This window comes from Agrobacterium sp. LAD9 (assembly GCF_003031125.1).
GTDB classification, from domain to species: Bacteria; Pseudomonadota; Alphaproteobacteria; order Rhizobiales; family Rhizobiaceae; genus Agrobacterium; species Agrobacterium radiobacter.
This window is the reverse complement of sequence record NZ_PHGS01000027.1, coordinates 74084-100991: the sequence shown is the minus strand read 5'-3', so window position 1 is coordinate 100991 and position 26908 is coordinate 74084. Positions and strand designations below refer to the sequence as shown.

23 protein-coding genes are annotated in these 26908 nt (G+C 59.9%); 10 read left to right on the top strand and 13 right to left on the bottom strand.

Annotated features, from left to right (window positions below; all coding sequences use genetic code 11):
- Positions 1 to 23: 23 nt before the first annotated feature.
- Entirely contained in the window at positions 24 to 395 is a 372-nt protein-coding gene (locus DA915_RS25130) for a hypothetical protein (protein ID WP_244600786.1), read from the bottom strand.
- On the opposite strand from DA915_RS25130, the gene DA915_RS25125 reads away from it, so the two are divergent.
- The 3 genes from DA915_RS25125 (at position 370) to fdxA (ending at position 4368) form a co-directional block, all read left to right on the top strand.
- Positions 370 to 3450 carry a helicase-related protein gene (locus tag DA915_RS25125; protein ID WP_107677646.1) on the top strand — a complete coding sequence of 1027 codons (3081 nt, stop codon included), beginning with the start codon at positions 370 to 372 and terminating at the stop codon, positions 3448 to 3450. The genes DA915_RS25130 and DA915_RS25125 overlap by 26 nt on opposite strands.
- A 4-nt stretch (positions 3451 to 3454) precedes the next feature.
- The gene (locus tag DA915_RS25120; protein WP_107677645.1) at positions 3455 to 3871 is read left to right on the top strand and encodes an RNA-binding S4 domain-containing protein; all 417 of its coding nucleotides are present in this window, start codon (positions 3455 to 3457) and stop codon (positions 3869 to 3871) included.
- Between the two features lie 158 nt (positions 3872 to 4029).
- On the top strand, positions 4030 to 4368 hold the full coding sequence (gene fdxA, locus DA915_RS25115) for a ferredoxin FdxA (RefSeq protein ID WP_003505193.1): 339 nt from the start codon (positions 4030 to 4032) through the stop codon (positions 4366 to 4368).
- 71 nt (positions 4369 to 4439) lie between these two features.
- Here the strand turns inward: fdxA and holA are convergent, their stop codons facing one another.
- The 3 genes from holA to leuS are packed head-to-tail and all read right to left on the bottom strand — an operon-like array spanning position 4440 to position 8657.
- Positions 4440 to 5477: a DNA polymerase III subunit delta gene (holA, locus tag DA915_RS25110; RefSeq protein WP_107677644.1), complete on the bottom strand. Its 1038-nt coding sequence runs from the start codon at positions 5475 to 5477 to the stop codon at positions 4440 to 4442.
- Between the two features lie 11 nt (positions 5478 to 5488).
- Positions 5489 to 6034 (bottom strand): LPS assembly lipoprotein LptE, encoded by a 546-nt coding sequence (gene lptE / locus DA915_RS25105; protein WP_060727347.1) that lies wholly within the window; start codon positions 6032 to 6034, stop codon positions 5489 to 5491.
- Positions 6027 to 8657: a leucine--tRNA ligase gene (gene leuS, locus DA915_RS25100; RefSeq protein WP_107677643.1), complete on the bottom strand. Its 2631-nt coding sequence runs from the start codon at positions 8655 to 8657 to the stop codon at positions 6027 to 6029. The genes lptE and leuS overlap by 8 nt, the downstream gene beginning before the upstream one ends.
- A gap of 193 nt (positions 8658 to 8850) precedes the next feature.
- Here leuS and DA915_RS25095 point away from each other — a divergent pair, with 193 nt between their 5' ends.
- Entirely contained in the window at positions 8851 to 9510 is a 660-nt protein-coding gene (locus DA915_RS25095; RefSeq protein WP_162708979.1) for a YggS family pyridoxal phosphate-dependent enzyme, read from the top strand.
- 57 nt (positions 9511 to 9567) lie between these two features.
- Here DA915_RS25095 and DA915_RS25090 read toward each other — a convergent pair whose 3' ends face one another.
- Positions 9568 to 10269, bottom strand: a complete 702-nt coding sequence (locus DA915_RS25090) for a DUF1013 domain-containing protein (RefSeq protein ID WP_003505184.1) — start codon at positions 10267 to 10269, stop codon at positions 9568 to 9570.
- Between the two features lie 233 nt (positions 10270 to 10502).
- Here DA915_RS25090 and acs point away from each other — a divergent pair, with 233 nt between their 5' ends.
- Complete coding sequence (gene acs / locus DA915_RS25085; protein ID WP_003505182.1) at positions 10503 to 12455, top strand: acetate--CoA ligase; 1953 nt, start codon at positions 10503 to 10505, stop codon at positions 12453 to 12455.
- Positions 12456 to 12562: 107 nt separating this feature from the next.
- On the opposite strand, the gene DA915_RS25080 is transcribed toward acs, so the two are convergent.
- The 6 genes from DA915_RS25080 to DA915_RS25055 all read right to left on the bottom strand — a co-directional run bounded on the left by DA915_RS25080 (position 12563) and on the right by DA915_RS25055 (position 19087).
- A complete protein-coding gene (locus DA915_RS25080; RefSeq protein WP_060727351.1) occupies positions 12563 to 13570 on the bottom strand; it encodes a TRAP transporter substrate-binding protein in 1008 nt (335 codons plus the stop codon).
- A 39-nt stretch (positions 13571 to 13609) separates the two neighbouring features.
- The gene (locus DA915_RS25075) at positions 13610 to 14887 is read right to left on the bottom strand and encodes a TRAP transporter large permease (protein ID WP_003505178.1); all 1278 of its coding nucleotides are present in this window, start codon (positions 14885 to 14887) and stop codon (positions 13610 to 13612) included.
- A 4-nt stretch (positions 14888 to 14891) separates the two neighbouring features.
- Positions 14892 to 15422: a TRAP transporter small permease gene (locus DA915_RS25070; protein WP_003505177.1), complete on the bottom strand. Its 531-nt coding sequence runs from the start codon at positions 15420 to 15422 to the stop codon at positions 14892 to 14894.
- A gap of 21 nt (positions 15423 to 15443) precedes the next feature.
- The gene (locus tag DA915_RS25065) at positions 15444 to 16604 is read right to left on the bottom strand and encodes a fumarylacetoacetate hydrolase family protein (RefSeq protein WP_107677641.1); all 1161 of its coding nucleotides are present in this window, start codon (positions 16602 to 16604) and stop codon (positions 15444 to 15446) included.
- Positions 16605 to 16807: 203 nt separating this feature from the next.
- Entirely contained in the window at positions 16808 to 17524 is a 717-nt protein-coding gene (locus DA915_RS25060; RefSeq protein WP_107677640.1) for a FadR/GntR family transcriptional regulator, read from the bottom strand.
- Positions 17525 to 17641: 117 nt separating this feature from the next.
- Positions 17642 to 19087, bottom strand: a complete 1446-nt coding sequence (locus DA915_RS25055) for an FAD-binding oxidoreductase (protein WP_107677639.1) — start codon at positions 19085 to 19087, stop codon at positions 17642 to 17644.
- A gap of 200 nt (positions 19088 to 19287) precedes the next feature.
- Here DA915_RS25055 and denD point away from each other — a divergent pair, with 200 nt between their 5' ends.
- From denD to DA915_RS25035, 4 genes are all read left to right on the top strand, one after another.
- Entirely contained in the window at positions 19288 to 20274 is a 987-nt protein-coding gene (gene denD, locus DA915_RS25050) for a D-erythronate dehydrogenase (protein WP_107677638.1), read from the top strand.
- Positions 20271 to 21173 (top strand): NAD(P)-dependent oxidoreductase, encoded by a 903-nt coding sequence (locus DA915_RS25045; RefSeq protein WP_107677637.1) that lies wholly within the window; start codon positions 20271 to 20273, stop codon positions 21171 to 21173. Before denD ends, DA915_RS25045 begins: the two co-directional genes overlap by 4 nt.
- Before the next feature lie 9 nt (positions 21174 to 21182).
- Entirely contained in the window at positions 21183 to 22967 is a 1785-nt protein-coding gene (locus DA915_RS25040; protein WP_107677636.1) for an IlvD/Edd family dehydratase, read from the top strand.
- A 114-nt stretch (positions 22968 to 23081) separates the two neighbouring features.
- Positions 23082 to 24056, top strand: a complete 975-nt coding sequence (locus tag DA915_RS25035) for a threonine/serine dehydratase (RefSeq protein WP_107677635.1) — start codon at positions 23082 to 23084, stop codon at positions 24054 to 24056.
- 12 nt (positions 24057 to 24068) lie between these two features.
- On the opposite strand, the gene DA915_RS25030 is transcribed toward DA915_RS25035, so the two are convergent.
- Positions 24069 to 25172 carry an NAD(P)/FAD-dependent oxidoreductase gene (locus tag DA915_RS25030; RefSeq protein ID WP_107677634.1) on the bottom strand — a complete coding sequence of 368 codons (1104 nt, stop codon included), beginning with the start codon at positions 25170 to 25172 and terminating at the stop codon, positions 24069 to 24071.
- A gap of 229 nt (positions 25173 to 25401) precedes the next feature.
- On the opposite strand from DA915_RS25030, the gene DA915_RS25025 reads away from it, so the two are divergent.
- The gene (locus DA915_RS25025) at positions 25402 to 25545 is read left to right on the top strand and encodes a hypothetical protein (protein ID WP_003505150.1); all 144 of its coding nucleotides are present in this window, start codon (positions 25402 to 25404) and stop codon (positions 25543 to 25545) included.
- A 76-nt stretch (positions 25546 to 25621) separates the two neighbouring features.
- Here DA915_RS25025 and DA915_RS25020 read toward each other — a convergent pair whose 3' ends face one another.
- Positions 25622 to 26800 carry a M20 aminoacylase family protein gene (locus DA915_RS25020; RefSeq protein WP_192886656.1) on the bottom strand — a complete coding sequence of 393 codons (1179 nt, stop codon included), beginning with the start codon at positions 26798 to 26800 and terminating at the stop codon, positions 25622 to 25624.
- Positions 26801 to 26908: the final 108 nt, after the last annotated feature.

The following is a 26908-nucleotide window of genomic DNA, read 5'->3' as shown; positions in this document are numbered from 1 at the left end:
TAAAGATGAATCCGGGCAAGGACTTATCCGGATTCATAATCTGGTATGGGCTGCGCGCTCGCCAACCAGATATTGCGGAGAACAAAAGCTGAATCCCGCGGAGTCAGCGATTCGTATTCGATTCGTTCGCAGACTGTTCCGTAGCCGAATCGATTCCATTTTCGCCGGATTCTTTTTGTTTCTTCAACTTGCTGAATCTGCACGGAAAATTCCGTGGATCGGTCGCCTTGCGCCACTTTGCGGGCAAGGCCTATTGCCTTTGTCAGCGGGCGTTGCCATGTGTGGTGCGTGCGGCCCGCATCAGCAATGGTGAGCGGCACGGCAAGCAGATGAAGTCGATTCGCGGATAGTACGTTGAATTTTCGCCCCATGATCCTGAGCGGCCGCGGTGTCACGGCCGTTCTCGGCCCCACCAATACCGGCAAGACCCATTACGCGATCGAGCGGATGGTCGCGCATGGCAGCGGTGTCATCGGCCTGCCGCTGCGTCTTCTGGCGCGCGAGGTCTATACCCGTCTTGTCGAAAAGGTGGGTGCGCCGAATGTGGCGCTGATTACCGGCGAAGAAAAAATCTCACCCCCAAAAGCCAAATATTCCGTCTGCACGGTGGAAGCCATGCCGCGCGAGACAACGGCTGCGTTCGTCGCGATCGACGAAGTGCAACTGGCGGGCGATCTCGAGCGCGGGCATATCTTCACCGACCGGGTGCTGCATCTGCGCGGGCGGGAGGAAACGCTGCTGCTCGGCGCGGGCACGATGCGCCCGATCCTCGAAAAGCTGCTGCCGGGAATTACCGTGGTGGAACGTCCGCGCCTGTCGCAGCTTTTTTATGCGGGTCAGAAGAAGATAACCCGTCTGCCGCAGCGCACGGCGATCGTCGCTTTTTCCGCCGATGAGGTCTATGCCATTGCCGAACTGGTGCGCCGCCAGCGCGGTGGCGCAGCCGTGGTGCTGGGTGCGCTTTCGCCACGCACGCGCAATGCGCAGGTGGGTCTCTACCAGTCCGGCGATGTCGAATATCTCGTCGCGACGGACGCCATCGGCATGGGTCTCAACCTCGATGTCGATCATGTCGCCTTCGCACAGGACCGCAAATTCGACGGTTATCAGTTCCGCAATCTCAATCCCGGCGAGATCGGCCAGATTGCCGGCCGCGCCGGTCGCCACCTTCGCGACGGCACATTCGGTGTGACGGGGCGTGTCGATCCGTTCGATGACGAATTGGTGGAGCGGATCGAAACCCATCAGTTCGACGCGGTGAAGGTGCTGCAATGGCGGACGAAAAATTTCGATTTTTCCTCCATCGCCAATCTGCGCCTGAGCCTCGACGCCGCACCGGCGATCCAGGGACTTTCGCGCGCGCTGCCGGCAATTGACCAGCAGGCGCTGGAATATCTGTCGCGTTATCCTGAGATCATTGATGTGACGACCACCGATTCGCGGGTGGAAAAGCTCTGGGAGGCCTGCGCGCTGCCCGATTATCGCCGCATCGCCCCCGCACAGCATGCCGACCTGATCTCCACGCTCTATTTCGACCTCGTCAAACGGGGGGCGGTGAACGAGGATTTCATGGCCGAGCAGGTGCGCCGCGCCGACCGGACGGATGGAGAGATCGATACCTTGTCTGCAAGGATTGCGCAGATCAGAACATGGACTTATGTATCGAACCGCCCAGGATGGCTTGCCGATCCGACACACTGGCAAGAAAAGACTCGGGAAATCGAGGATCGATTGTCCGATGCGCTACATGAAAGGTTGACGAAACGCTTTGTTGATCGCAGGACATCTGTGCTCATGAGGCGCCTGAGAGAGAATGCGATGCTTGAAGCTGAAATCAGTGTAAATGGTGATGTCTTTGTAGAAGGACATCACGTCGGCCAGTTGGCCGGGTTCCGGTTCACGCCGGTGCCGGGAATGGAAGGGCCGGATCAGAAGGCCGTGCAGGCTGCGGCGCAGAAGGCGCTCGCGCTCGAATACGAGGCGCGTGCTGCGCGTCTGCATGCCAGTGGAAATGGCGATCTCGCTTTGAGCTCCGATGGTCTGGTTCGCTGGTTGGGCGAGCCGGTAGCCCGCCTTTCGGCCGGCGACAACATCATGAAGCCGCGGGTGATCCTGCTTGCCGACGAGCAGTTGAGCGGCAATGCCCGTGATCACGCGCTGGCGCGCGTCGAACGTTTCGTCAATCATCAGATTGCGACCGTGCTGAAGCCGCTGGACGATATTTCCCGCGCCGAAGACCTTCAGGGTCTGGCGAAGGGGCTGGCGTTCCAGCTGGTCGAAAATCTTGGCGTGCTGTTCCGCCGCGACGTTGCCGAAGACGTGAAGTCGCTGGATCAGGACGCGCGCGCCTCCATGCGCCGTTACGGCGTGCGTTTCGGCGCCTACCATGTTTTCCTGCCCGCGCTGCTCAAGCCCGCTCCGGCGGAGCTCGTCACGCTGCTCTGGGCTTTGAAGAATGATGGCCTCGGCAAGCCGGGTTATGGCGATCTCATTCCGGTGCTTGCCGCCGGCCGTACATCGGTCGTCACCGATGCCAGCTTCGAGCGCATGTTCTATAAGCTCGCCGGTTTCCGTTTCCTCGGAAAGCGCGCCGTGCGTATCGACATTCTCGAGCGTCTGGCTGATCTCATCCGTCCGCTGCTGCAGTGGAAGCCCGGCCAGCAGCCGCGTCCGGAAGGCGCCTATGACGGTCGCCGTTTCACGACCACGACGGCCATGCTTTCCATTCTCGGCGCGACGCTCGACGACATGGAAGAAATTCTGAAGGGTCTCGGTTACCGCGCTGACCAGGTGACGGCGGAAGAGGCGCAGGCCTTCCTCACCAGTCACGCCGGTGTCTCTGCCCCGGTTGCTGCAGAAGCGACGACGCCTGAAGAGGAAAACATCGAGACCGAGGAGCACGAGCCGGCTTCCGAAGAGCAGGTGTCCGAAACGGCGACTGTTGCGGAAGGCGAAGCTGCCGAGGTGCCGGTTGCGGAAGCTGCCAGCGAAGAGGCTGCTGCAGCCGAGGCTGCGCCGGAAAGCACCGAGGCCACCGAGCCCAAGCCCGTCCTTCTGTGGCGTCCGGGTGGTCGCAACGAAAATCAGCGTGGCGAAAACCGTCGTCCCGGTAATCGCGGTCAAGGCCGTGGTGAGGGAGCCCGCGAGCAGGGCGAGCGTCGCAGTGAAGGTCGTCGCGACAATCGTGACGGTGCAAACCGCGAAGCTGCCAATCGCAGTGGCGACGGCGAGCGCAAGCGTGATGGCGGACGTCCCGACCGTGGCAACAACCGCAACAATGATCGTCATGATCGCGGGGAGCGCAAGGACCGGCCGGAACGCAATGACCGTGGCGGAAAGCCGCAGGGTCAGCAGCGCTTCGAAGCCAAGCCGCCGCGCAAGGAGAAGCCGCTCGATCCGGATTCACCTTTTGCAAAGCTCGCTGCTCTCAAGGAGCAGCTGAAGAAGTAAGCCTATGGGAAGCAGCGAACAGCCACTGGAAGGCACGCGTCAGCGTCTGGACAAGTGGCTGTTCTTTGCCCGTATGGCCAAGTCCCGTTCGCTTGCCCAAGGCTACATTCAGTCGGGCCACGTCAAGGTCAACGGGGTTACCATCCGCCAGCCCAGCCATGCGGTGAAGGCGGGTGACAGGCTCGATATCGGTTTCGAGCGCATGGACAAGTTGTTCGTCGTCAAGTCCGGCGGAACACGGCGTGGGCCCTATGAGGAAGCCAGACTTCTTTATGACGACCAAACACCGCCACGGGAACCTTCCGACAGGCTGACGCCTCTCGAGCAGGCGTTGCGCCAGCCGGGCAGCGGGCGTCCCACTAAAAAAGAGCGCAGGGCGCTCGACAGGTTTCTGTCTGATAGCGACGGAAGCAAAGATTAGAATAAACCTCCAAGTCGCACCCGTTTTTCAGAATTGTTTATCCTTGCTATCTGTAGTCAAAGGCATTACGTCACTTGCGAAATTGCCCTGTCTGAATTCCGGGCGACGGCTTGTGTTCCGAAGCCCAAAGACCCGGCCTGCATATTCTGGAGTTCATCATGACATATGTCGTGACCGACAATTGCATCCGCTGCAAATATACCGATTGCGTTGAGGTCTGCCCCGTCGACTGCTTTTACGAGGGTGAAAATTTCCTCGCGATCAATCCCGATGAATGCATCGATTGTGGTGTGTGCGAACCGGAATGTCCCGCCGAGGCTATCAAGCCCGATACGGAGCCGGGTCTCGACAAGTGGCTGAAGCTCAATGCCGAATATGCGGCAATCTGGCCGAACATCACAATCAAGCGTGACCCGATGGCGGAAGCCAAGGAAATGGACGGCGTTGAAGGCAAGCTGGAGCTTTATTTCTCTGCCGAGCCCGGTAAGGGCGACTGACCTCGGATTTACGAAGGTCCTGTACAAATATTTGAAAAGCCCTCGTTGCACCCAGCACGAGGGCTTTTTGTTTATCCGCCGCGGCCGGATTGGAGCGTGGTGGAGAGCAATGTCAGAAGGGCCACGCTTTCCTCCAGACTTTGCCGCTGGCGGCTTTGCAGGATGGCGGCCTGCAGACGGTTCATCTCGCGGGCAATCGCCGCTGGCTGCCACGTTCGCAGCGCTCTTTCGATGACGGGTTTTCTGCGAAAGTGGATGTGGCGTCCAAGCGTCTGCATGACCTGGCCGGCCTGCAGTTTTTTCTCATCCATTTCGGCCCGCATCTGGTCGAGCAGCTGGAATTGCTTGAGGCATCCCTGGAGCACAAGGAAGATCGGCGTCTTCGAAGAGACGATCTTCTGTGTCGCATGGAAAAAGGCGTTTCTGTCGCCTTTCAGGATGGCGTCGACGGCATCGTCGGCGGAGACCGTGCTGGCATCGCCGATAATGGAGAGAACGTCGTCTTCTTCGATCACGTCCGCGCCACGGCAATAGAGCGCGAGCTTACGGATTTCATTGCGCGAAGCGATACGGTCGCCGCCGAGCGATTCTATCAGCCTCTGCCGCGCAGCAGGCGCGATGCGCAGATTGTCTGCGGATAGTTCCTGATCGATCAGTGCATTCAGCGAGCGGGCATCGTCGGCATAACAGGGGATCGCGGCGATGGAGCGCGCAGGCTCCGCGATCTTGCGCAGTCCGGTACCTTTTTTGACATCGCCCGCTTCGATGATCAGGAAGCTCGCTTCCGGCGGCGTTTCCGCCAGAATCTGGAGGGCATCCACCAGCGCCTTTTCGGCTGAGGCACCTTTGACCCAGACAAGTTTTTCACCGCCGAAAAGACCGATGGCGTTCACTTCGTCGAGCAGACGGCCCGGGTCGCCCTGCAGATCGGATGCGGTCAGCTTCAGCGATGCGAAAGCGTCGTCGGGATCGATACCGGTCTTTTTGGCGATGAGGGTCGCCCGTTCCGATACGAGGCCGCGATCCGGGCCGTAGAGCACGAAAACGCGAAAGCGCTCCGCCGGATTTTCGGCGAAGCGCTCGAATTCATGGGACTTTATCTCCGTCACGGCCGCCGCTCTCAGCGGCCGAGTGTGGCGGCGATATCGGTGCGGATGATTTCAGCCAGTTCCCGGGCGGCACGATTCTCGGCGTCGCGAGTTGCACGGATCTTGGCGAATTCCTGTTGCGGCAAGTCCACCTGCGCCGTCACGCTGCGGCGTGCAGAGCGCAGAATCTGACCGTCGGAAACGCGCGTCAGCACATATTGACCGCTCATCACGACACGGCCGGGATAGGGGCCGTCGTAATTGTTGTTCGCGCGGGTCGTCAGGTCGTAGTTCTGCACTTCCGTTGACGTGGCGCTCGAGCTTACAAAAACTTTGACGTTATATTGTGCCGTGGCCGGTTGGCCCGCGCCGCCGGCCATCAGAAAGATCAGCTGATTGCGGACTTCCTGCCCGACCCTGCCACCGGTCTCGGAGACGCTGACGGCCGCCAGCCTCTCCTTGGTTCCGGAAGCCTCACCATAAAGCGGGCGCACCTGGCAGCCTGCCAGAAGACCAGCCATCGTCACGACGGAAATCGTTGCCGCGACGCGGCTCCATCTTGAAAAAACGTCAGACAACAATGTTCACAATCCTCTGCGGAACCACGATGACTTTTTTGGGCTCGCCACCGGCAAGAATCGATTTGACGGCATCCAACGCAAGGGCGGCCGTTCGAACCGCATCTTGATCCGCATCGCGCGCGATTGTCAATTCGCCACGCTTCTTGCCATTGACCTGCACGGGCATGACCACGTCGTTTTCCTCGACCAGCGAAGCGACGAAGCTTGGCCATGGTGTCTGGGCCACGAGGCCCGTATTGCCCAGCGCCGACCAGCATTCTTCCGCCAGATGCGGTGTCATCGGGGCAATGATGCGGATGAGGATTTCGACGGCGTCGCGCGCCGCTGCCTTGACGTCGTCAGGCTTGCCGCCAGAAGCAACATCGGCGAGCGGACCGGCCAGCGCATTGACCAGTTCGTAGATGCGGGCGATGGCCTTGTTGAAGGCGAGCTTGTCCAGATCTTCCTGGACAGCCTTCAGTGTCTTGTGGGCCGCCTTGGAGGCTGCCAGCCCTTCGCCTTCGGTTGCCGGCTTCGGCTTCACGCCCTTCAACTGTTCGGCTGCTTCGCCAATGATCCGCCAGACGCGCTGAACGAATCGGTTTGCACCTTCCACACCGGCTTCAGACCAGATGACGTCGCGATCAGGTGGCGAATCGGAGAGAACGAAGAAGCGCGCGGTATCCGCCCCGTAGGATGCGATGATATCGTCAGGGTCGACCACGTTCTTCTTAGACTTCGACATCTTCTCGATGGAGCCGATCTTCACCTCTTCGCCGGAAGAGAGCAGGAAGGCGCGGCGCGCGCCGTCGTTTTCCTCGATCCGCAGTTCGGCAGGCGGCACCCATTCACGCGTTGTGCCTTCACCGCGGCTGTAAGTCTCGTGGACCACCATGCCCTGGGTGAACAAGCCCTTGAAGGGTTCCTTGACATCCACATGCCCTGTTTCGCGCATCGCACGGGTGAAGAAGCGCGAATAGAGCAGGTGCAGGATGGCATGCTCGATGCCGCCGATATATTGATCCACCGGCAGCCAGTGGTTGGCGACCTTCGGGTCGGTCGGTGCGTCTTCCCACGGCGCGGTGAAGCGCGTGTAATACCAGCTGGAATCGACGAATGTATCCATCGTATCCGTTTCGCGGCGTGCGTCATGGCCGCATTGCGGGCAGGAGACATGGCGCCATGTGGGGTGCCGGTCCAGCGGGTTGCCGGGCACATCGAAAGTCACGTCGTCGGGCAGTTTGACCGGCAGGTCCTTTTTCGGAACCGGCACCACGCCGCAGACTTCGCAATGGATGACCGGGATAGGGCAACCCCAGTAACGCTGGCGGGAAATGCCCCAGTCGCGCAGGCGGAAATTGACCTTGCGCTCGGCCTGCGGCGTGTTGCCCAGCATCTCAGCAGAGAGCTTCTGCACGACCGCCTCAAAAGCGTCCGTCGTATTCATGCCGTTCAGGAAGCCGGAATTGATCATCACGCCATCATCGGTGAAGGCGGTGTCTTCGATGGTGAAGCTTGCGGCATCCGGACCTTCCGGTGCGACGACGGCGACGACCGGCAGGCCGTATTTGCGGGCGAAATCCAGATCGCGCTGGTCGCCGGAGGGGCAGCCGAAGATCGCGCCGGTGCCATAGTCCATCAATACGAAGTTGGCGACATAGACCGGCAGTTCCCATGTCGGGTCCAGCGGGTGCACGACCTTGACGCCGGTATCAATACCCTTCTTTTCCGCCGTTTCCAGCGCTGCCAAGGAGGTGCCATGGCGACGGCATTCGTCGCAGAACTCGGCAATCGCAGGATTCTGGGCAGACAGTTCCCGCGCCAGCGGATGGTCGGCGGCGATCGCCAGGAAGGATGCGCCGAACAGCGTGTCCGGGCGCGTCGTATAGACGGTGATGTCGGAGAAACCTTCCGGCGCCGTGTCAGCAACGGTTTGCCAGCGCAGCGACAACCCCTCGGAACGACCGATCCAGTTCTTCTGCATCAGGCGCACTTTTTCCGGCCATTGATCCAGCGTATCCAGCTCGTCCAGCAGGTCCTGGCTGAAATCGGTGATTCGGAAGAACCATTGCGTCAGTTCGCGCTGTTCCACCAGCGCGCCGGAGCGCCAGCCGCGGCCGTCGATCACCTGCTCATTGGCGAGAACAGTGTGGTCGACCGGGTCCCAGTTGACCTTGGACTGCTTGCGATAGACCAGACCCTTTTCCATGAAATCGACGAACAGCGCCTGCTGGCGATGGTAATATTCCACGTCACAGGTGGCGAATTCGCGGGTCCAGTCCAGCGACAGGCCCATGGATTTCAGCTGGCCGCGCATGGTCGCGATGTTCTGGTAGGTCCAATCCTTCGGATGAACCTTGTTCTGCATGGCGGCATTTTCGGCAGGCATGCCGAAGGCGTCCCAGCCCATCGGATGCAGGACGTTGAAACCACGGGCACGCTTGTAGCGGGCGACGACGTCGCCCATGGCGTAGTTGCGGACATGGCCCATATGGATGCGTCCCGATGGATAAGGAAACATCTCTAGAACGTAATACTTCTCGCGCGGATCGCTGTTGTCGGTGACGAAAACCTTGTCTTCGTTCCATTTCTGCTGCCAGCGCGGCTCGGCGTCGCGAGGATTGTAACGTTCGATGGCCATTGTTTAGAATTCCGGGTATCGAGGGGAAAAATTTGCGCTGACCTTCACCATGAAACGACCGGGGCGTCAAGTTTGGCGGGGCATTCGGGCGTTCAATCTTGGCCAGCTTGCCTCAAATGGTGCTAAACCCGCTTGGCATCAAGGCAATCGGCGTCTAGTTAGCGTTGCGAATGGTTCAAATGAAGGTCTTGTGATGGAAATCGAAGCACGTCTTGAGGATGTCAGGCAACGCATTGGTGATGTCGCGGAAAAATCCGGCCGCAAGCCTGCGGATGTTGCCCTCGTCGCGGTCTCGAAGACCTTTGATGCGGAAGCTATCCAGCCGGTCATCGATGCCGGCCAGCGTGTGTTCGGCGAAAACCGTGTGCAGGAAGCGCAGGGCAAGTGGCCGGCGCTGAAAGAGAAGGCTGACGGCATAGAGTTGCATCTGATCGGCCCGTTGCAATCCAACAAGGCGGCGGATGCCGTGGCGCTGTTTGATGTCGTCGAGAGCGTCGACCGCGAAAAGATCGCCCGCGCGCTTGCCGAGGAATGCGGCAAGCAGGGCCGCAGCCTTCGGTTTTATGTTCAGGTCAATACGGGGCTTGAGCCGCAAAAGGCGGGCATCGATCCGCGTGAGACCGTTGCTTTCGTGGCCTTTTGCCGGGATGAGCTGAAATTGCAGGTCGAGGGATTGATGTGCATTCCGCCGGCCGATGAAAATCCCGGCCCGCATTTTGCGCTGCTGGCGAAGCTTGCCAGGGAGTGCGGCCTTGAGAAGCTTTCCATGGGCATGTCGGGCGATTTCGAAACCGCCGTCGAATTCGGCGCGACCAGTGTGCGTGTGGGTTCGGCCATCTTCGGTACGCGATAAGGCCATAAACAAAAAACCCGGCGCTGAGGCCGGGTTTCAAACATTCGAAAACGTCGATCAGTACTGATCGTCCTCGTCTTCGTCCTTCTGCGTGGATTTCAGCGAGGAGAGCTTCTTGAAGACCGCATCGGCGTCGATCTGTTCGTCTTCTTCGCGCTGGAGGTTGTAATCCAGACCTTCGGTCACGGTTGCCGGCTGCAGCGTGTTGTCCAGCTCTTCGGCTGTCGGCAGCGGGCGGCCGCGCGAGGCGCGTTCGACTTCAAGGTCGAGGTCGATCTGGCTGCAGAGGCCGAGCGTTACCGGATCCATCGGCGTCAGGTTGGCCGAGTTCCAGTGGGTACGGTCGCGAATCTGCTCGATCGTCGATTTCGTGGTGCCGACGAGACGCGAAATCTGCGCATCCTTCAGTTCCGGGTGGTTGCGAACGAGCCAGAGAATGGCGTTCGGACGGTCCTGACGCTTGGAAACCGGCGTGTAGCGCGGGCCACGGCGCTTGGATTCCGGCACGCGGACCTTCGGCTCGGAAAGCTTCAGCTTATGGTTCGGATTGGCTTCGGCACGGGCGATTTCGTCGCGGGAAAGCTGTCCGGTCGCGATCGGATCGAGGCCCTTGATGCCCTGCGCGGCTTCACCGTCGGCAATTGCCTTGACTTCAAGCGGATGCAGTTTGCAGAACGTGGCGATCTGATCGAACGACAGCGCGGTGTTGTCAACCAGCCATACAGCCGTAGCTTTTGGCATGAGCAATTGTTGAGCCATAGATACAGTCCTTCTGTCCGTCCGCGCCGGTGTCGCGGGCGTGGTATCAACCACTGATTTCCGGGATATTGGCGCTCTATAACCGGATTGCATCATAATTGCAATTCTTTGCGAAACAAATGACCTTTGTCTAATTGCCGTGCGGATTTGAACTGCTATGAATTCAACACATGCCTGAGGTGGGAGTCTCAAGGTCACGCATATCTAGCCATATCTGGTTCCAGGAGGAGTTCATGTCTGCCAAAATCTACCCGGTGCTCAAATCGGCGAAGGCCCGCACGCTCATCGACAATGAGCGTTACCAGAAATGGTATCAGGAGAGCGTCGAGGATCCGGAAAAGTTCTGGGACAAGCACGGCCGGCGGATCGACTGGTTCAAGCCCTATACCAAGGTCAAGAATACGTCCTTCAAGGGTAGGGTGCCGATCAAGTGGTTCGAGGACGGCCTCACCAACGTCTCCTATAACTGTATCGACCGTCACCTGAAGACGCATGGCGAGCGCACGGCGATCATCTGGGAAGGCGACAATCCCTATATCGACAAGAAGATCACCTATAACCAGCTCTATGATTATGTCTGCCGTCTTGCGAATGTGCTGAAGAAGCACGGTGTCAAGAAGGGTGACCGCGTCACCATCTATATGCCGATGATACCCGAGGCGGCTTATGCGATGCTCGCCTGCGCCCGCATCGGCGCCATCCATTCGGTCGTCTTTGGCGGCTTTTCGCCCGAAGCGCTGGCGGGCCGCATCGTTGACTGCCAGTCCACCTTCGTCATCACCTGCGATGAGGGCGTGCGCGGCGGCAAGCCTATCCCGCTCAAGGAAAACACCGACAAGGCGATCGATATCGCCGCCAAGCAATATGTCATCGTCAACAAGGTTCTGGTGGTGCGCCGCACCGGCGGCAAGACCGGCTGGGCTCCCGGCCGCGACATCTGGTACCACCAGGAAATCGCCACCGTTAAGCCGGATTGCCCGCCGGTGAAGATGCGCGCTGAAGACCCGCTGTTCATCCTTTATACCTCCGGCTCTACCGGCAAGCCGAAGGGCGTGCTGCACACGACTGGCGGTTATCTCGTCTATACGTCGATGACGCATGAATATGTCTTCGACTACAAGGATGGAGAGGTCTTTTGGTGTACCGCCGATGTCGGCTGGGTCACCGGGCACTCTTATATTGTCTATGGGCCGCTTGCGAATTGCGCGACGACGCTGATGTTCGAAGGCGTTCCCAACTTCCCCGATCAGGGCCGGTTCTGGGAAGTCATCGACAAGCACAAGGTCAATATCTTCTACACGGCGCCGACGGCGCTCAGATCGCTGATGGGGGCGGGCGACCAGTTCGTTCAGCGCTCGTCGCGCTCCAGCATCCGTCTTCTCGGCACGGTGGGTGAGCCGATCAACCCGGAAGCATGGGAGTGGTATTACCATGTGGTCGGCGAAGACAAGAGCCCGATCGTCGACACCTGGTGGCAGACGGAGACCGGCGGCATTCTCATCTCGCCGCTGCCGGGTGCGACCGATCTGAAACCTGGCTCGGCGACGAGGCCGTTCTTCGGCGTGCAGCCGCAACTTGTCGATGCCGAAGGCAACGTGCTGGAAGGGCCGGCTGACGGCAATCTCTGCATCATCGACAGCTGGCCGGGCCAGTCGCGCTCCGTCTATGGCGATCATCAGCGCTTCATCGATACGTATTTCTCGACCTACAAGGGCAAATACTTCACCGGTGACGGCTGCCGTCGTGATGAGGACGGTTATTACTGGATCACCGGCCGCGTCGATGACGTGCTGAACGTTTCCGGTCATCGCCTTGGCACGGCCGAAGTGGAATCGGCGCTGGTGTCGCATCATCAGGTTTCGGAAGCGGCCGTGGTCGGTTATCCGCATCCCATCAAGGGACAGGGCATTTATTGTTATGTCACGTTGATGGCGGGCCAGAATGGCGACTATGCGCTGCGCGAGGAGCTGGTGAAACACGTGCGCAACGAGATCGGGCCGGTTGCGACACCTGACAAGATCCAGTTCGCGCCGGGCCTGCCCAAGACCCGTTCCGGCAAGATCATGCGGCGTATCCTGCGCAAGATCGCCGAGGACGACTTTGGTGCGCTGGGGGATACATCGACGCTCGCTGATCCGGCGGTGGTCGAAGACCTCATCGCCAACCGGCAGAACCGCACGGCGTGATCTTTTGAAAAGGCTGCTTCGGCAGCCTTTTTTCTGTCGGCCATTTTCACAAACAAAAACACCCGGAGGCGGAACCTCCGGGTGTTTTCAATTTTATCCGGTAAGGATTACTGGCCGCGGATCTTCTTCAGGTCCGCCAGAACGGCGTCAACGACGTCAGCGCCGATTTCAGCCTTGTGCTTTTCGTAAACGACCATCGACTTTTCGCGAATACGGGTCTGCTCTTCCGGAGACAGCGTGTTCACTTCGAGACCGGCAGCCTTGATCTTTTCCAGCGACTTCTGGTTCAGTTCGCGGATGACCTTGCGTTCTTCGTCACGGCCGACGACTGCGCATTCACGCAGGGCCGTCTGCTCTTCGGGCGTGTAGCTGTCGAAGATCGGCTTGGAGAAGAGGAAGAGGAACGGCGTATAGGCGTGGTTCGTCTCGGTGATGTACTTCTGCACCTCGTAGAACTTGGAGGTGTCGATCGTCACATAGGGGTTTTCCTGTGCGTCGATCGCGTTGGTTTCAAGCGCCGAGAACACCTCGCCGAAGGCCATCGGCGTTGCGTTGGCGCCGAGGTTCTGGAAGGTGTCGAGGAAGATGTTGTTCTGCATCACGCGGACCTTGAGGCCCGAGAAATCTTCCCACTTGTTCACGGCATGCTTGGAGTTGGACAGGTTGCGGAAACCGTTTTCCCAGTAGGCGAGATTTACGAGACCCTGCTCTTCCAGCTTCTTGTTCATCATGTCGCCGAAGGCGCCGTCCATGACGGCATCGGCTTCCTTGTCGTTCGCAAAGAGGAACGGCAGGTCGAAGACGCCGAGCGACGGGATGAGGCCGACGAGCGGCGAGGACGAGGTTACGACAGCTTCCTGAACGCCGGAGCGCAGGGCCTGCGTTGCCTGAAGGTCGCCGCCAAGCGCGCCGCCCCAGAATGCCGTGAGCTTCAGCTTGCCGCCGGATTTGTCATCGAGGCAGGCCTGCATGGCCTTGATGCCGTTGCCAACCGGGTGGTCCTGGTTGATGCCGTTCGAAACGCGGATGTTACGGCTGTTGAATTCGGCCATTGCCGGGGCAGCGGCGCCAACGGCGAAGGCAATCGCTGTAGTGGTCAGAAGAAGCTTTCTCATAATATCCTCCCTTGGATTGTGGTCGAGAAAAAGTATCGATTAACGAAGGTACTGCAGCGGAACCATGACGATGTCAGGGAATATCACCAGCAGCGCCAGCACGATGGTTTCGGCGACGAGGAACGGCCAGACGCCGATTGTGACCTTGCCGAGCGGGATGCGGCCGACACCGCTGACGACGTTCAGCACGACGCCAACCGGAGGGGTAATCAGGCCGATGGCGTTGTTGATGATGAAGAGTACACCGAAATAGACCGGGTCGATGCCTGCCTGCTTGATGATGGGCATCAGAACAGGCGTCAGGATCAGGATGGTCGGGGTCAGATCGAGCGCGGTTCCGACGATGAAGACCAGCACCATGATGACGATCATCAGAAGCATCGGACGGTCGATCAGCGGCTCGATATAGCCTGCGACTTCGTTCGGAATGTTCGCCGCCGTGATGAGCCACGCGGAGACGAGTGCAGCGCAGACGAGGAACATGATGATCGAGGTGCTCTTGGCGGCGCGCAGAAGCACGTGGAACAGGTCCGCCGGCTTCAGTTCGCGGTAGATCACCATGCCGACGAACAGCGCGTAGGCGGCAGCGACGACGGCGGCCTCCGTCGGCGTCATGATGCCGGCCTTGATGCCGCCGAGAATGATGACGGGCATGCCGAGCGCCCAGCCGGCGCGGGCGGTTGCGACGAGACGTTCCTTGGCTGTGGTTCTCGGCAGCGGCTTGATGTCATCCTTGCGAACGACGATCAGCCAGGCGACGATCAGCGAAATGCCCATCAGAATGCCGGGAACGATACCTGCCAGGAAGAGCTGGGTGATCGAGACGTTTGCGGCGACGCCGAAAACGATGAAGGCCATGGACGGGGGGATCACCGGTGCGATGATGCCGCCTGCCGCGATGAGGCCGCCGGAGCGCGGAATATTGTAACCGGCCTTCGCCATCATCGGGATGAGGATTGCGGCAAGGGCTGCGGTATCGGCTGCCGCCGAACCGGAGATGCTGGCCATGATGATGGCCGCCACGATGGCAACGATGCCGAGACCGCCCCTGATATGACCAACGCAGGCGATGGCGAAATCAATGATGCGGCGCGACAGGCCGCCCGAATTCATCAATTCGCCAGCCAGAATGAAGAACGGGATGGCCAGCAGCGTGAAGGTATCCGCGCCCGAAATCATGTTCTGGGCGATGATCGCAGTGTTGAACATGCCCATGTACCACATGAGCACGACGCCGCAGAACATCAGCGAGAAAGCGACGGGAACGCCAATCGCCATGGCTCCCAGGAGAGAGCCGACAAAAACGAGAAGTGTCATGGTATCAGCGCTCCGAAAGCTGTTCGATCGTCAGGTTCTCGCCCGCAAACTGGGCGATTTCGTCCTCTGTCACGCGGCCCGTCAGAAGACGGTAGAGGCGTTCCAGCGCGATGATGAACATCAGGCCGCCGGTGAACATGCCGATGCCATAGACCCAGATCATCGAAAGCTTGGTGACGGGGGCATGCATGCTGGCGTTGATGCCTGACTGCTTCCAGGTTCCCCAGAAGAAGATGGCGGAACAGGCCAGAATGATGATGTTCGACGCGATCATGCAGACGATGCGGGCACGGCGCGACAGGAACATCACCAGCGTTTCAATGCCCATGTGGCTGTTCTCACGGAAGGTGAGCACGGCGCCGAGGAAGGTCAGCCACACGAAGAAATAGCGCGACAGTTCTTCCGAGACGTTGATGCCGGAATTCATCGAGTAACGCATGACGACGTTGACGAAGACCATGATCGACATGCCGGCGAGCAGCAGGACGAGAATGATTTCGAGAATCCGGTAAAAGAGATTGATGGTCTTTTGCATTTTCCCCTCCCGAAGAAATATCTAGAGCAGCCCTCGTTTCGCCAGGTTGCGCATCAGGGCCGCGGTGCCGAATGTCCATTCCGGGCATTCGTCAGTCGTCGTGACCCAGTTGATCAGCTTACCGAGCTTGGGCGTGGAGATTTCGACACGGTCTCCCTTTGAATGGGTGAAACCGAGACCTGGTCCATGGCGGTCCTTTACCGGCGCGAACATCGTGCCAAGGAAAAAGACAGCACCGTCAGGATATTGATGGTTGCGGTTCAAAAGCTGCGACGCGAGGTTTTCCGGCGTGCGGCTGATCGCCTCCATGGGGCTGACGCCCGTCATGGTGAAACCGTCTTCGCCTTCGACCAGAAGCGAGATCTGCGACTTCTTCACATCTTCAATGGTGAAGGTGCCGTCAAACAGGCGGATGAAAGGACCGATCGCGCAGGAGGCGTTGTTGTCCTTGGCCTTGCTGAGCAGGAGGGCGGAACGGCCTTCGAAATCGCGCAGGTTAACGTCGTTGCCAAGCGTTGCGCCGATGATGCGGCCATCGGAGGTGATGGCCAGCACCACTTCCGGTTCCGGGTTGTTCCACTGCGATTTCGGGTGAACGCCGATCAGGGCGCCGCAGCCCACCGAGGCCATGGCCTGCGCCTTGGAGAAGATCTCCGCATCCGGGCCGATACCTACTTCCAGATATTGCGACCACAGGCCCATTTCCTGGAGCAGTTTCTTGACTTCGGCGGCTTTTTCCGAGCCGGCCTCAAGTCCCTTGAGATTGTCGCCGAGAACCGGGGCCAGCCGCCCGCGAATTTCCTGCGCGCGCAGCGGATCGCCCTTGGCCTGCTCTTCGATCACCCGTTCCAGCATGCTGTCGGCAAAGGTGACGCCTGCAGCCTTGACGGCCTGAATGTCATTGGGGGCAAGAAGTTCGCCGGCGGAACCATCCAGAAACGCCTCCAGCGCACCGAGTGCGACGAATGTACCGGTGTCGGCGAGCCGCTCCACCAGATCCGTGTTTTCCAGAAGTTCGGACATGGTCGGGGAAAGCGAAGTGAGGTCATAAAGCACGCCGCCCTTGAGCAGGACGGGGCAGGGGCCGCCCTCGCTTTTCGACCAGACGCGGCCGACGAGCAGCGCGTTTTCGAAATCTTCAGGCAAAATTGCAGTAGCGTCGATGGACCTTGTGCCGGTCATGTAGTCCTCCCCTTCAGCATCCGACAGGCCGCCCCCTGCGGTCTTATTGTCTGGATGTCTGACAACTTAATCTCATTCTTCTTAGTATGACTTTTGCTACGAGTCTAGCGGCCTTGCCGACAAAATTGTCGTCTTTCGCGTCTCAATTCCCGGAAAGCCGTAAACCTGTCCTATAGCTTTGCCGGCGTGGTCTTTCGCTGCTCTCAGAAGATATCCAGTTCGAGGTTGACCCGGCTTGCGGCGCCGATCAGATGCTTGCGCATGGCGTTCTTGGCGGCAGCGGCGTCTGCCTTCTCGACGGCCTCATAGATTGCCACATGTTCGGCGATCGTCACCTCGAGAATTTCACCAAAAACCGCGCGGGAGAATGCGATGTTGATCGCGGAACTGATGCGTTCCGCGATGAAGCCGAGGAACATCAGAAAATATTCGTTCTGCGTCGCTTCCGCCAGAATGCGGTGAAAGTCGAGATCGGCAGCAACGCCTTCCGTTGACCAGTCATCGGCGGTTTTCATCTTTTCCAAAGCGACCGCCAGCCGCGTCAGTTGCTGTGGGCTGCGATGCAGTGCGGCCAGACCCGCTGCCTCTATTTCCAGAGGCATGCGAAGCTGGAAAAGATCGCGGAAATTCTCCGGGTCGTTCAGCCGGGAGCGTTCGATGCGGATGGATAGTCTCTGCCGGGGATCGGTGACGAATGCGCCCACACCCTGCCGGGTTTCGACAAACCCCTCGTTGCGCAATTGCGCGATCGCTTCGCGGATGACCGAGCGGCTGACCCCGAAGGTCTTCGCCAGAACATGTTCGGTTGGCAGCCTGTCGCCCGGGCCGAGCTTCGAATCATTGATTTCGCGCGCGATCTCCGCGGCGATCCGGCCGGGCAGATGGTCGTTGCGATGTATCTGATTGAACTCCAGCGTCATGGTTGCTCCCGTTCCACAGAAACGATTGGTTCTTTTTCCCGCGGCAGGCGACTTCCTCCTTCGCCGTCAACGGGGTTTTCAAAGGCGGCGTTTTCAGCCGCCTTTACTGTTCCTCGATTAGCTATCCGGTTGCAGGGTTATCTGGCAACCGGGATTCATCCGCAAATCGGGGTCAAAAGTGTTTTTCAGACCCGTGATCATCCGACGCTGCACATCGGATAGCCGGCTTTCGAAATCGGAACGCTTCAGGCGGCCGATGCCGTGTTCGGCGCTGATGCTGCCGACATAGCGGTCAAGGACCTCGTTAACGAGTGTCTTGGACTTATAGATGAACGCTTCGCGCTCTTCCGGCGTCGCGCCGTTCGGCGGCAGCACGTTGAGGTGGACGTTTCCGTCTCCGACATGGCCGTAGGAAACCGCCAGGCACTCCGGCAGTTTTTCCGCCAGTTCCGCTTCGGCTTCGGCCACGAAGGCCGCAAGTTTCGACAGCGGCACCGAAATATCGGTGCGCATATGGGAACCGCGCAGTGCCTGACCTTCGTTCATGCCCTCGCGGAAGAGCCACAGCGATTGCGCCTGCGCCCGCGAGGAGGCGATGACGCCGTCCAGCACCAGACCGTCTTCCATGACACCCTCAAGGAACCGCCCCATCAGGTCGGCGGTATCCACCAGTCCGGAACCGGAAATCTCCATCAGCACATAGGCCGGGTAATCGCCGGCGATCGGCATCTTGAGGTCGGGTATCGCCTCGATCGCCAGTGTGAAGGCAACCGGCGGCATGAATTCGAAGGCGGACATCAGGTCGCAGCATTCGCGGCGGGCGCGGCGGTAGAGCTTGATGGCATTGTCAAGCGAATTGAGGCCGAGCAGCGCCGTCTCGACATGTTCGGGATTGGGGTAAAGCTTGACGGACACGGCGGTGATGATGCCGAGCGTTCCTTCTGCGCCGATGAATAGCTGCTTCAGGTCAATGCCACGATTGTCCTTGCGCAGCGTCGACAGCCCGTTCCAGATGGTGCCGTCAGGCAATACCACTTCGAGACCCAGCACCAGCTCGCGGGTCATGCCGTAACGCAGAACGTTGATGCCGCCGGCATTGGTGGAAACATTGCCGCCGATGCGGCAGCTGCCCTGCGCGCCGAGCGACAGCGGGAAGAACATTCCCTTGTCCTGCGCCGCATCCTTGAATTCCGACAGAATGCAGCCGGCTTCCACGACGGCCGAAAAATCGTCGCTGTCTATGGTGCGGATGGCGTTCATGCGCTCAAGGTTCAGCACAACCTGACGCTTCGGCGCATCGGGAATGCCGCCGAGCACCAGTCCGGTATTGCCCCCCTGGGGAATGATGGCGAGACCGAGTTCGGCGCAGACGCGAACGGTGTCGGAGACTTCCTTGGTCGATCGAGGGCGGATCACGGCCACTGCCGAGCTGGTGACGTCGCCGTGCCAGTCGCGGCAATAGCGCAGCATGTCTTCCTGCGATGTCAGCAGCAAAGCCTCGCCCAGACTGTTCTTCAACGAGACCCGCAATTCCTCGATATCGTGTTCGCTCACGATCGTCATTCCACCCTCTCCGTCCAATCCGCCCTAAATTTCCGGACAGGGCTCTTTCGCCCTTGCTTTTGCCGGTTTGTGAAAAAATACTATTTTCAACTCGATCATATAAGGTTATCAGACAACCTTACAAGCTAATTTATCGGTCGACTGGCCGATGGTGATTTTTTCGGTCTCGGGAGAATGATCGGGACAAAGAGGAGGAAGACATGCATATCGCAATCATCGGCGCCGCAGGTATGGTTGGCCGCAAGCTGACGCAGCGTCTCGTCAAGGACGGGTCGCTCGGTGGCAGGCCGATCGACAGGTTCACGCTTATCGACGTGTTCCAGCCTGAAGCGCCCGCCGGCTTCTCCGGTGCGGTTGATGCGCGCGCGGCCGATCTGTCCGCGCCGGGCGAGGCCGAAAAGCTGGTCGAAGCCCGCCCCGATGTCATCTTTCACCTTGCCGCCATCGTGTCCGGTGAAGCCGAACTCGATTTCGACAAGGGCTACCGCATCAATCTCGATGGCACGCGTTATCTCTTCGACGCCATCCGCATTGCCAACGGCAAGGATGGTTACAAGCCGCGCGTGGTCTTCACCTCGTCGATCGCCGTCTTCGGTGCGCCGCTCCCCTATCCGATCCCGGATGAATTCCACACCACGCCGCTGACCAGCTACGGTACGCAAAAGGCGATTTGCGAACTGCTGCTCTCCGATTACAGCCGTCGCGGTTTCTTCGATGGTATCGGCATTCGCCTGCCCACCATCTGCATTCGTCCCGGCAAGCCGAACGCGGCTGCCTCCGGCTTCTTCTCCAATATCCTGCGCGAGCCGCTGGTTGGCCAGGAAGCGGTTCTGCCGGTGCCGGAAAGCATTCGCCACTGGCATGCCTCGCCGCGTTCCGCTGTCGGTTTCCTCATCCATGGCGCCACGATCGACGTCGAAAAGGTCGGTCCGCGCCGCAACCTGTCGATGCCGGGTCTCAGCGCCACAGTCGGCGAACAGATCGAAGCGCTGCGCAAGGTCGCAGGCGAAAAGGCTGTCGCTCTCATCCGCCGCGAGCCGAACGAGATGATCATGCGCATGTGTGAGGGCTGGGCGCCCGGTTTTGAGGCCAAGCGCGCCCGGGAGCTGGGCTTCACGGCTGAAAGCTCCTTCGAAGAGATCATTCAGGTTCATATCGAGGACGAGCTGGGAGGTTCACTGAAATGAGTGTTGGCGGGGAGGAGAAGAAGCGGTCGGTTGCCTTTATCGGCACCGGCCTGATGGGCGGGCCGATGGCCCGACGCCTGCTGGGCGCTGGCTTTGCGGTCACAGTCTGGAACCGCAGCGTTGATAAGGCCGAGGCTCTGGTTGCCGATGGTGCCGTTCTCGCGGCATCTCCGGCCGAGGCCGCCAAGGATGCCGATATCGTCATCACCATGCTGAGCGATGGCAAGGCCGTGGGCGAAGTGCTGTTCGAGGCCGGTGTGGCCGAAGCGCTGAAAAAGGGAGCTGTTGTCATCGACAGCAGCTCGATTGCGCCGCCGATCACGCGCGAGCATTCCTCCCGGCTTGAGGCGCTCGGTATTCATCACGTTGATGCACCGGTTTCCGGCGGTGTGCCGGGCGCGACGGCCGGTACGCTCGCCATCATGGCCGGTGGCGATGAGGCGCTGATCTCGGGTCTTGCGGATGTCTTCGCGCCGATGGGCCGGCTTACCTATGTCGGTCCCTCGGGTGCCGGCCAGCTCTGCAAGCTCGCCAACCAGCAGATCGTTGCCATCACCATCGGCGCGGTTGCCGAGGCGATGATGCTGGTGGAAGCGGGCGGTGCATCCCGTGAAGGTTTCCGCAACGCCATACGTGGTGGTTTCGCCGAAAGCCGGATTCTGGAACTGCATGGCGAACGCATGGTGAAGCGTAACTTCGTGCCGGGCGGTCCGTCCAAATTCCAGCTCAAGGATCTGAACGGTGTGCTGGCAACGGCGAAGGACCTGTCACTTACCCTGCCGCTCACCCAGCAGGTGACGCGGGAATTCGATGATTTCGTCGGTGATGGCGGGGCGGATATCGACCATAGCGGCATCCTGCTTTACCTCGAAAAACTCAACAACCGCGAACAGGGCTGAAGCGATCTCATGAGCGACGACAAGACACCCATGCGCCGCCTGCGGTCCCAGGACTGGTTCGACAACCCTGACCATCTCGACATGACGGCGCTCTATCTGGAGCGCTTCATGAATTACGGTGTGACGCCGGAAGAACTGCGTTCCGGCAAGCCGGTTATCGGCATCGCCCAGAGCGGCAGTGACCTGACGCCCTGCAACCGCGTTCATGTGGAACTGGTCAAGCGGGTGCGTGACGGCATCCGCGATGCGGGCGGTATTCCCATCGAGTTTCCGACCCATCCGATGTTCGAAAACTGCAAGCGCCCGACGGCGGCGCTTGACCGCAATCTGGCCTATCTCAGCCTCGTGGAAGTGCTTTACGGTTATCCGCTCGATGGCGTTGTCCTGACAACTGGCTGCGACAAGACCACGCCCTCGGCGCTGATGGCGGCAAGCACGGTTGATATTCCGGCCATTGTTTTATCCGGCGGGCCGATGCTCGACGGGTATCATGACGGCGATCTCGTCGGTTCCGGTACCGTCATCTGGCGCATGCGCCGCAAATACGGCGCTGGCGAAATCACCCGCGAGGAATTCCTGCAGGCAGCGCTCGAATCCGCTCCTTCGGTCGGTCACTGCAACACCATGGGCACGGCCTCGACCATGAACGCGATTGCCGAAGCGCTCGGCATGTCGCTGACCGGCTGCGGCGCTATCCCGGCCGCTTACCGCGAACGCGGCCAGATGGCCTATCGCACCGGCCGCCGCGCCGTCGAACTGGTTGTCGAGAATATCAAGCCCTCCGACATCATGACGCGTGAGGCGTTCTTGAACGCGATCCGCGTCAATTCGGCAATCGGTGGTTCGACCAATGCCCAGCCGCATCTGGCGGCAATGGCCAAACATGCGGGCGTCGAGCTTCGCGAAGAGGACTGGCAGGTCCACGGTTATGACATTCCACTGCTTGCCAATGTCCAACCCGCCGGCAAATGGCTGGGTGAGAAATACCACCGCGCCGGCGGCACACCCGCGATCATGTGGGAGCTTCTGAAGGCTGGCAAGCTTGATGGAAGCTGTCCGACCGTTACGGGCAAGACCGTGGCGGAAAATCTGGATGGGCGGGAATCCACCGACCGCGACGTGATCCTGCCTTACGATAAGCCGCTCAAGGAACGAGCCGGTTTCCTCGTCCTCAAGGGCAATCTGTTTGATTTCGCCATCATGAAGACGAGCGTTATCTCGGCGGAATTCCGTCAGCGTTATCTGAGCGAGCCGGGCCGTGAGGGTATTTTCGAAGGCAAGTGTGTGGTGTTCGATGGTTCGGAAGACTATCACGCCCGTATCAACGATCCGTCTCTCGATATTGACGAGCGCACTATTCTCGTCATTCGCGGTGCGGGGCCGCTCGGTTGGCCGGGTTCGGCTGAGGTTGTCAACATGCAGCCGCCGGATGCGTTGTTGAAAAAAGGCATCACCAGCCTGCCGACGATTGGCGACGGCCGGCAATCGGGAACGGCGGACAGCCCGTCGATCCTCAATGCCTCGCCGGAAAGTGCCGCCGGTGGCGGTCTGGCATGGCTTCGCACCGGTGATGTGATCCGCATCGATTTTAATCAGGGCCAATGCAACGTGCTGGTGCCGGATGAAGAGATCGAGGCCCGCAAGGCAGACGGCATTCCCGCCGTGCCCGCGGATGCGACCCCATGGCAGCGCATCTATCGCCAATCCGTGACCCAGCTTTCGGATGGTGCGGTGCTCGAAGGCGCTGCGGATTTCCGCCGGATTGCCGAGAAGATGCCCCGGCATAATCACTAGTCAAGCACGACGAAAAATCCCCGGCCATGACCGGGGATTTTTCTTGTCCGGGCGGTTTCGCTATCCATTGCGACCTCCTAATGTATCCGCAGATTCGCACCACAGGGGCAGGGCATGACAGATATTTCGATGATCGAAGCGGCGCGCGAGCGCATCGGCAAGCATGCAGTGCGGACACCGCTTCTGTCGTCGCCTTTTCTGGACGAGATTGCCGGGCGAAAGCTGTTCGTGAAGGCCGAGTGCCTGCAACGGACGGGTTCGTTCAAATTTCGCGGCGGCTGGTCGGCGGTATCCGGTCTGCCGGCCGATGTGCGCGGCAAGGGCGTGATCGCCTTTTCCTCCGGCAACCATGCGCAGGGCGTGGCCCTTGCCGCCCGCCTGCACAGCGTTCCCGCCGTCATCATCATGCCGTCGGATGCACCGAAGATCAAAATCGACAATACCCGCGCCTATGGTGCGGACGTGGTGCTCTACGACCGGGCGAACGAAGATCGCGATGCCATCGGAGATCGCATTTCGCGCGAGCGTGGGCTGACACTGATCAGGCCCTATGACGAACCGCTGGTTATTGCCGGGCAGGGGACGGTGGGGCTGGAGATTGCCGAACAGGGCGCGGAGCTGGGTATCGATGCAGCCGAGGTTCTGGTGCCTTGCGGTGGCGGTGGCCTCACATCCGGCATCTCCCTTGCACTTGCGGCGAAAGCTCAGAACTACAGGGTCAGGACTTCAGAACCGGAGCGGTTCGACGATGTGGCCCGCTCCCTTGCCTCGGGCAAGATCGAGCGTAACGCCACGACCTCGGGTTCGATCTGCGACGCGATCGTCACGCCACAGCCCGGAAACATTACTTTCCCGATCATGGCGGAGCTTTGCGGAAAGGGCATTGCCGTGACCGAGGAGGAAGCGCTGCGGGCGATGGTTCTCGCCTTCAACCGGCTGAAGATCGTCGTCGAACCCGGTGGTGCGGTGGCGCTGGCGGCGGCCCTCTTCCACGGCGATGAACTGGAGAGCGAAACGGCGATTGCAGTGGCTTCCGGCGGCAATGTCGATCCTGACATCATGGTGGGCGCGCTGTCCCGTTTCGGCTGAATGAGGTTGAGATCAAGCCTCGAGTCGTGCCGCGACCTCGTTGGCAATCGCCAGCGAGGCGGTCAGGCCGGGGCTTTCTATGCCGAAGAGATTGACGAGGCCGGCAACGCCGTGGCTTTCCGGCCCGTCAATGCGGAAATCCATGGCCGGTTCGTCCGGACCGGAAATCTTCGGCCGGATTCCGGAATAGGCCGGAATCAGCGCATGGTCGGGAAGGCCCGGCCAATAACGCCGTATCGCGTCGCCAAAACCCTCCATGCGGCGGGGATCAACGGCGTAATCGATGGTGTCCACCCATTCCACATCCGGCCCGAAACGGGCCTGGCCGGCAAGATCGAGAGTGAGATGCACGCCAAGGCCATGGGTGTGAGGTGCGGGATAGATCAGCCGTGAAAAGGGCGACTTGCCGGCCAGCGAAAAATAGCTGCCTTTGGCAAAACGCGCCTGCGGGACCAAATCCTCCGACAATCCTTCGATCTTTCTTGCCACCATCGGCGCAACAAGTCCGGCGGAATTGACGAGCAGCCGGCATGTCAGGCTTGTGGGCTCCGCGCCGCCGACGTGAACCCGGAAACCATCGCCGATCACTTCTGCCTTTTCGAAGGGTGCGTTCAGGGCAAGGGCTGCGCCATGATCCTGCGCGTCTCCAAGGAGCGCCAGCATATAACCATGGCTGTCGATGATACCGGTCGAGGGCGATGTCAGGGCTGCGACGCAGGTGAGCGCGGGTTCGAGCGAGACTGCCTGTCGCTCATCGATCAGCTCAAGGTCGTCGCAACCGTTGGCTTTGCCTTTTTCGCGGAGGGTGGCGAGCGTGGCCGTCTCTTCATCGCTCGCGGCGACGATGAGTTTGCCGCAGCGGCGATATGAGACGCCGTGGCTTTGACAGAAAGCATAGAGTCGCGCCTTGCCTTCCACGCAAAGCCGGGCCTTGAGGCTTCCGGCCGGATAATAGAGCCCGGCGTGAATGACTTCGCTGTTGCGGGAGGAAGTGGCCGAGCCGAATTCCTTTTCGCTTTCGAGGATGATGACGGAGAGGCCGCGCATCGCCAGCTCGCGTGCTGTCGCCAGTCCGATCACCCCGGCTCCGATGATGATGGCGTCGATATCCGTCATGGTCTTTTCCGTGCCCGCCGCTGGTTTTGAACGGAAATGCCCTCCAGCGCGTTGATCCCGGGCAATGGGTAGATTGATGCTTGCCGGTGGGCAAGTCGCAATCCGTATTTTTCCCGATGCGCCAATCTTATGGAATTTTATCTCTACTGAAACAGTGGGGAATAAAGCTATTCTCTACGTGAAATAAGCAATGCCCGCTTTGAAGGGCCGAGCAGGAAGGGAGTGCACAATGTCTTATTCCAAGGCAGGAAAAGTGAAAGACTTTGTCTCGCAGCCCCAGTCGCCGCGTAACTGGAAAGATTCGGTTCATGCGGCTCTTGTCGGCGTCTGCGTGGCGTTTGTCGCTGCCGTCATATTCGGTCTCGTTCCCTGATCCTCCCGACTTTCTCATCAGGGTATTTGAGAACAAAAGGCCGGTCGCTCCTCCGACCGGCCTTTTTCATGTCCATTCATGCCTTCAGGTAATCCTCGGCCAGATCAACCCAGAAAGCGGTTCCGATCGGCAGGATATCGTCGTTGAAATCGAATTTCGGATGGTGCAGCGGCGGGTCGTTGTCGGTGCGCGCGGTGCCGAGGAAAAAATAACAGCCGGGCCGCTTCTCCAGCATATAGGCGAAGTCTTCCGCGCCCATCGACGGGCGCTGCATCTCAGCCACCTTTTCAGTTCCAGCAAAGCGGCGGGCGAGATCGGCGACATAATCCGTTTCCGCCTTGTGGTTGACCGTTGCGTTATACCCGCGCTCGTAATCGATGGTGACGCTCATGCCATAGCTGGCCGCCTGGCCTTCGGCTATCGCCCGGATGCGTTTTTCCAGCTCATCGCGCACGCCCGGATCGAGGGAGCGGATGGTCAGCAGCATTTCCGCCGTCTCGGGAATCACATTGCTGGCAGCACCCGCATGGAACGCGCCAACGGTGACGACTGCCGACAATTGCGGATGGATATTGCGGGATACCACCGTCTGCAAGGCCATGATGATGCTCGCGCCGGCAACGATGGGGTCGGCGGCATCCTGCGGTTCGGCGCCGTGGCCGCCGTAACCGTTGACGGTGATCTTGCACTCGTCGACAGCGGCGAGAATCGGCCCCTCGCGCAGCACGAATTGCCCGAAGGGCAGGCCGGGATCGTTATGCAGGGCAAAAACCGCATCGCAGGGAAAACGTTCGAACAGCCCGTCCTCGATCATGATTCTGGCGCCGCCGAAATTCTCTTCCGCCGGCTGGAAGATCAGATGCAGGGTTCCGTCGAAATTCTTGCGCTCAGCGATGATCTTTGCCGCGCCGAGCAGCATGGCGGTGTGGCCATCGTGGCCGCAGGCATGCATCACGCCCTGATTGGCGCTTGCATAATCCGCCCCCGTCTCTTCGTGGATCGGCAGGGCGTCGATATCGGCGCGGATGCCGAGCGTGCGCGTGCTGTCGCCATTGCTGAGCGTGGCGACGATACCGGTGCCGGCGAGCCCGCGCGTCACCTCATAACCCATTTCCACCAATTGCCCGGCAATGAAGTCCGAGGTTTTGAACTCCGAAAGACCGATTTCCGGATTGCGGTGCAGGTGGCGGCGTATGGCCACCACATCCGGCATATGGTTGGCAAAGGATGCGATATTCGCGGTCTGTTTCGTCATTTTCAGAATCCCGGGTTTGGCCGTTTTTTCCGGCGTCTTTCCCAAAGGACATATCAGCATATTTATGTATTCTAAAGTGTCGTTATCGGCGCGGAAATGGCCTGAAAT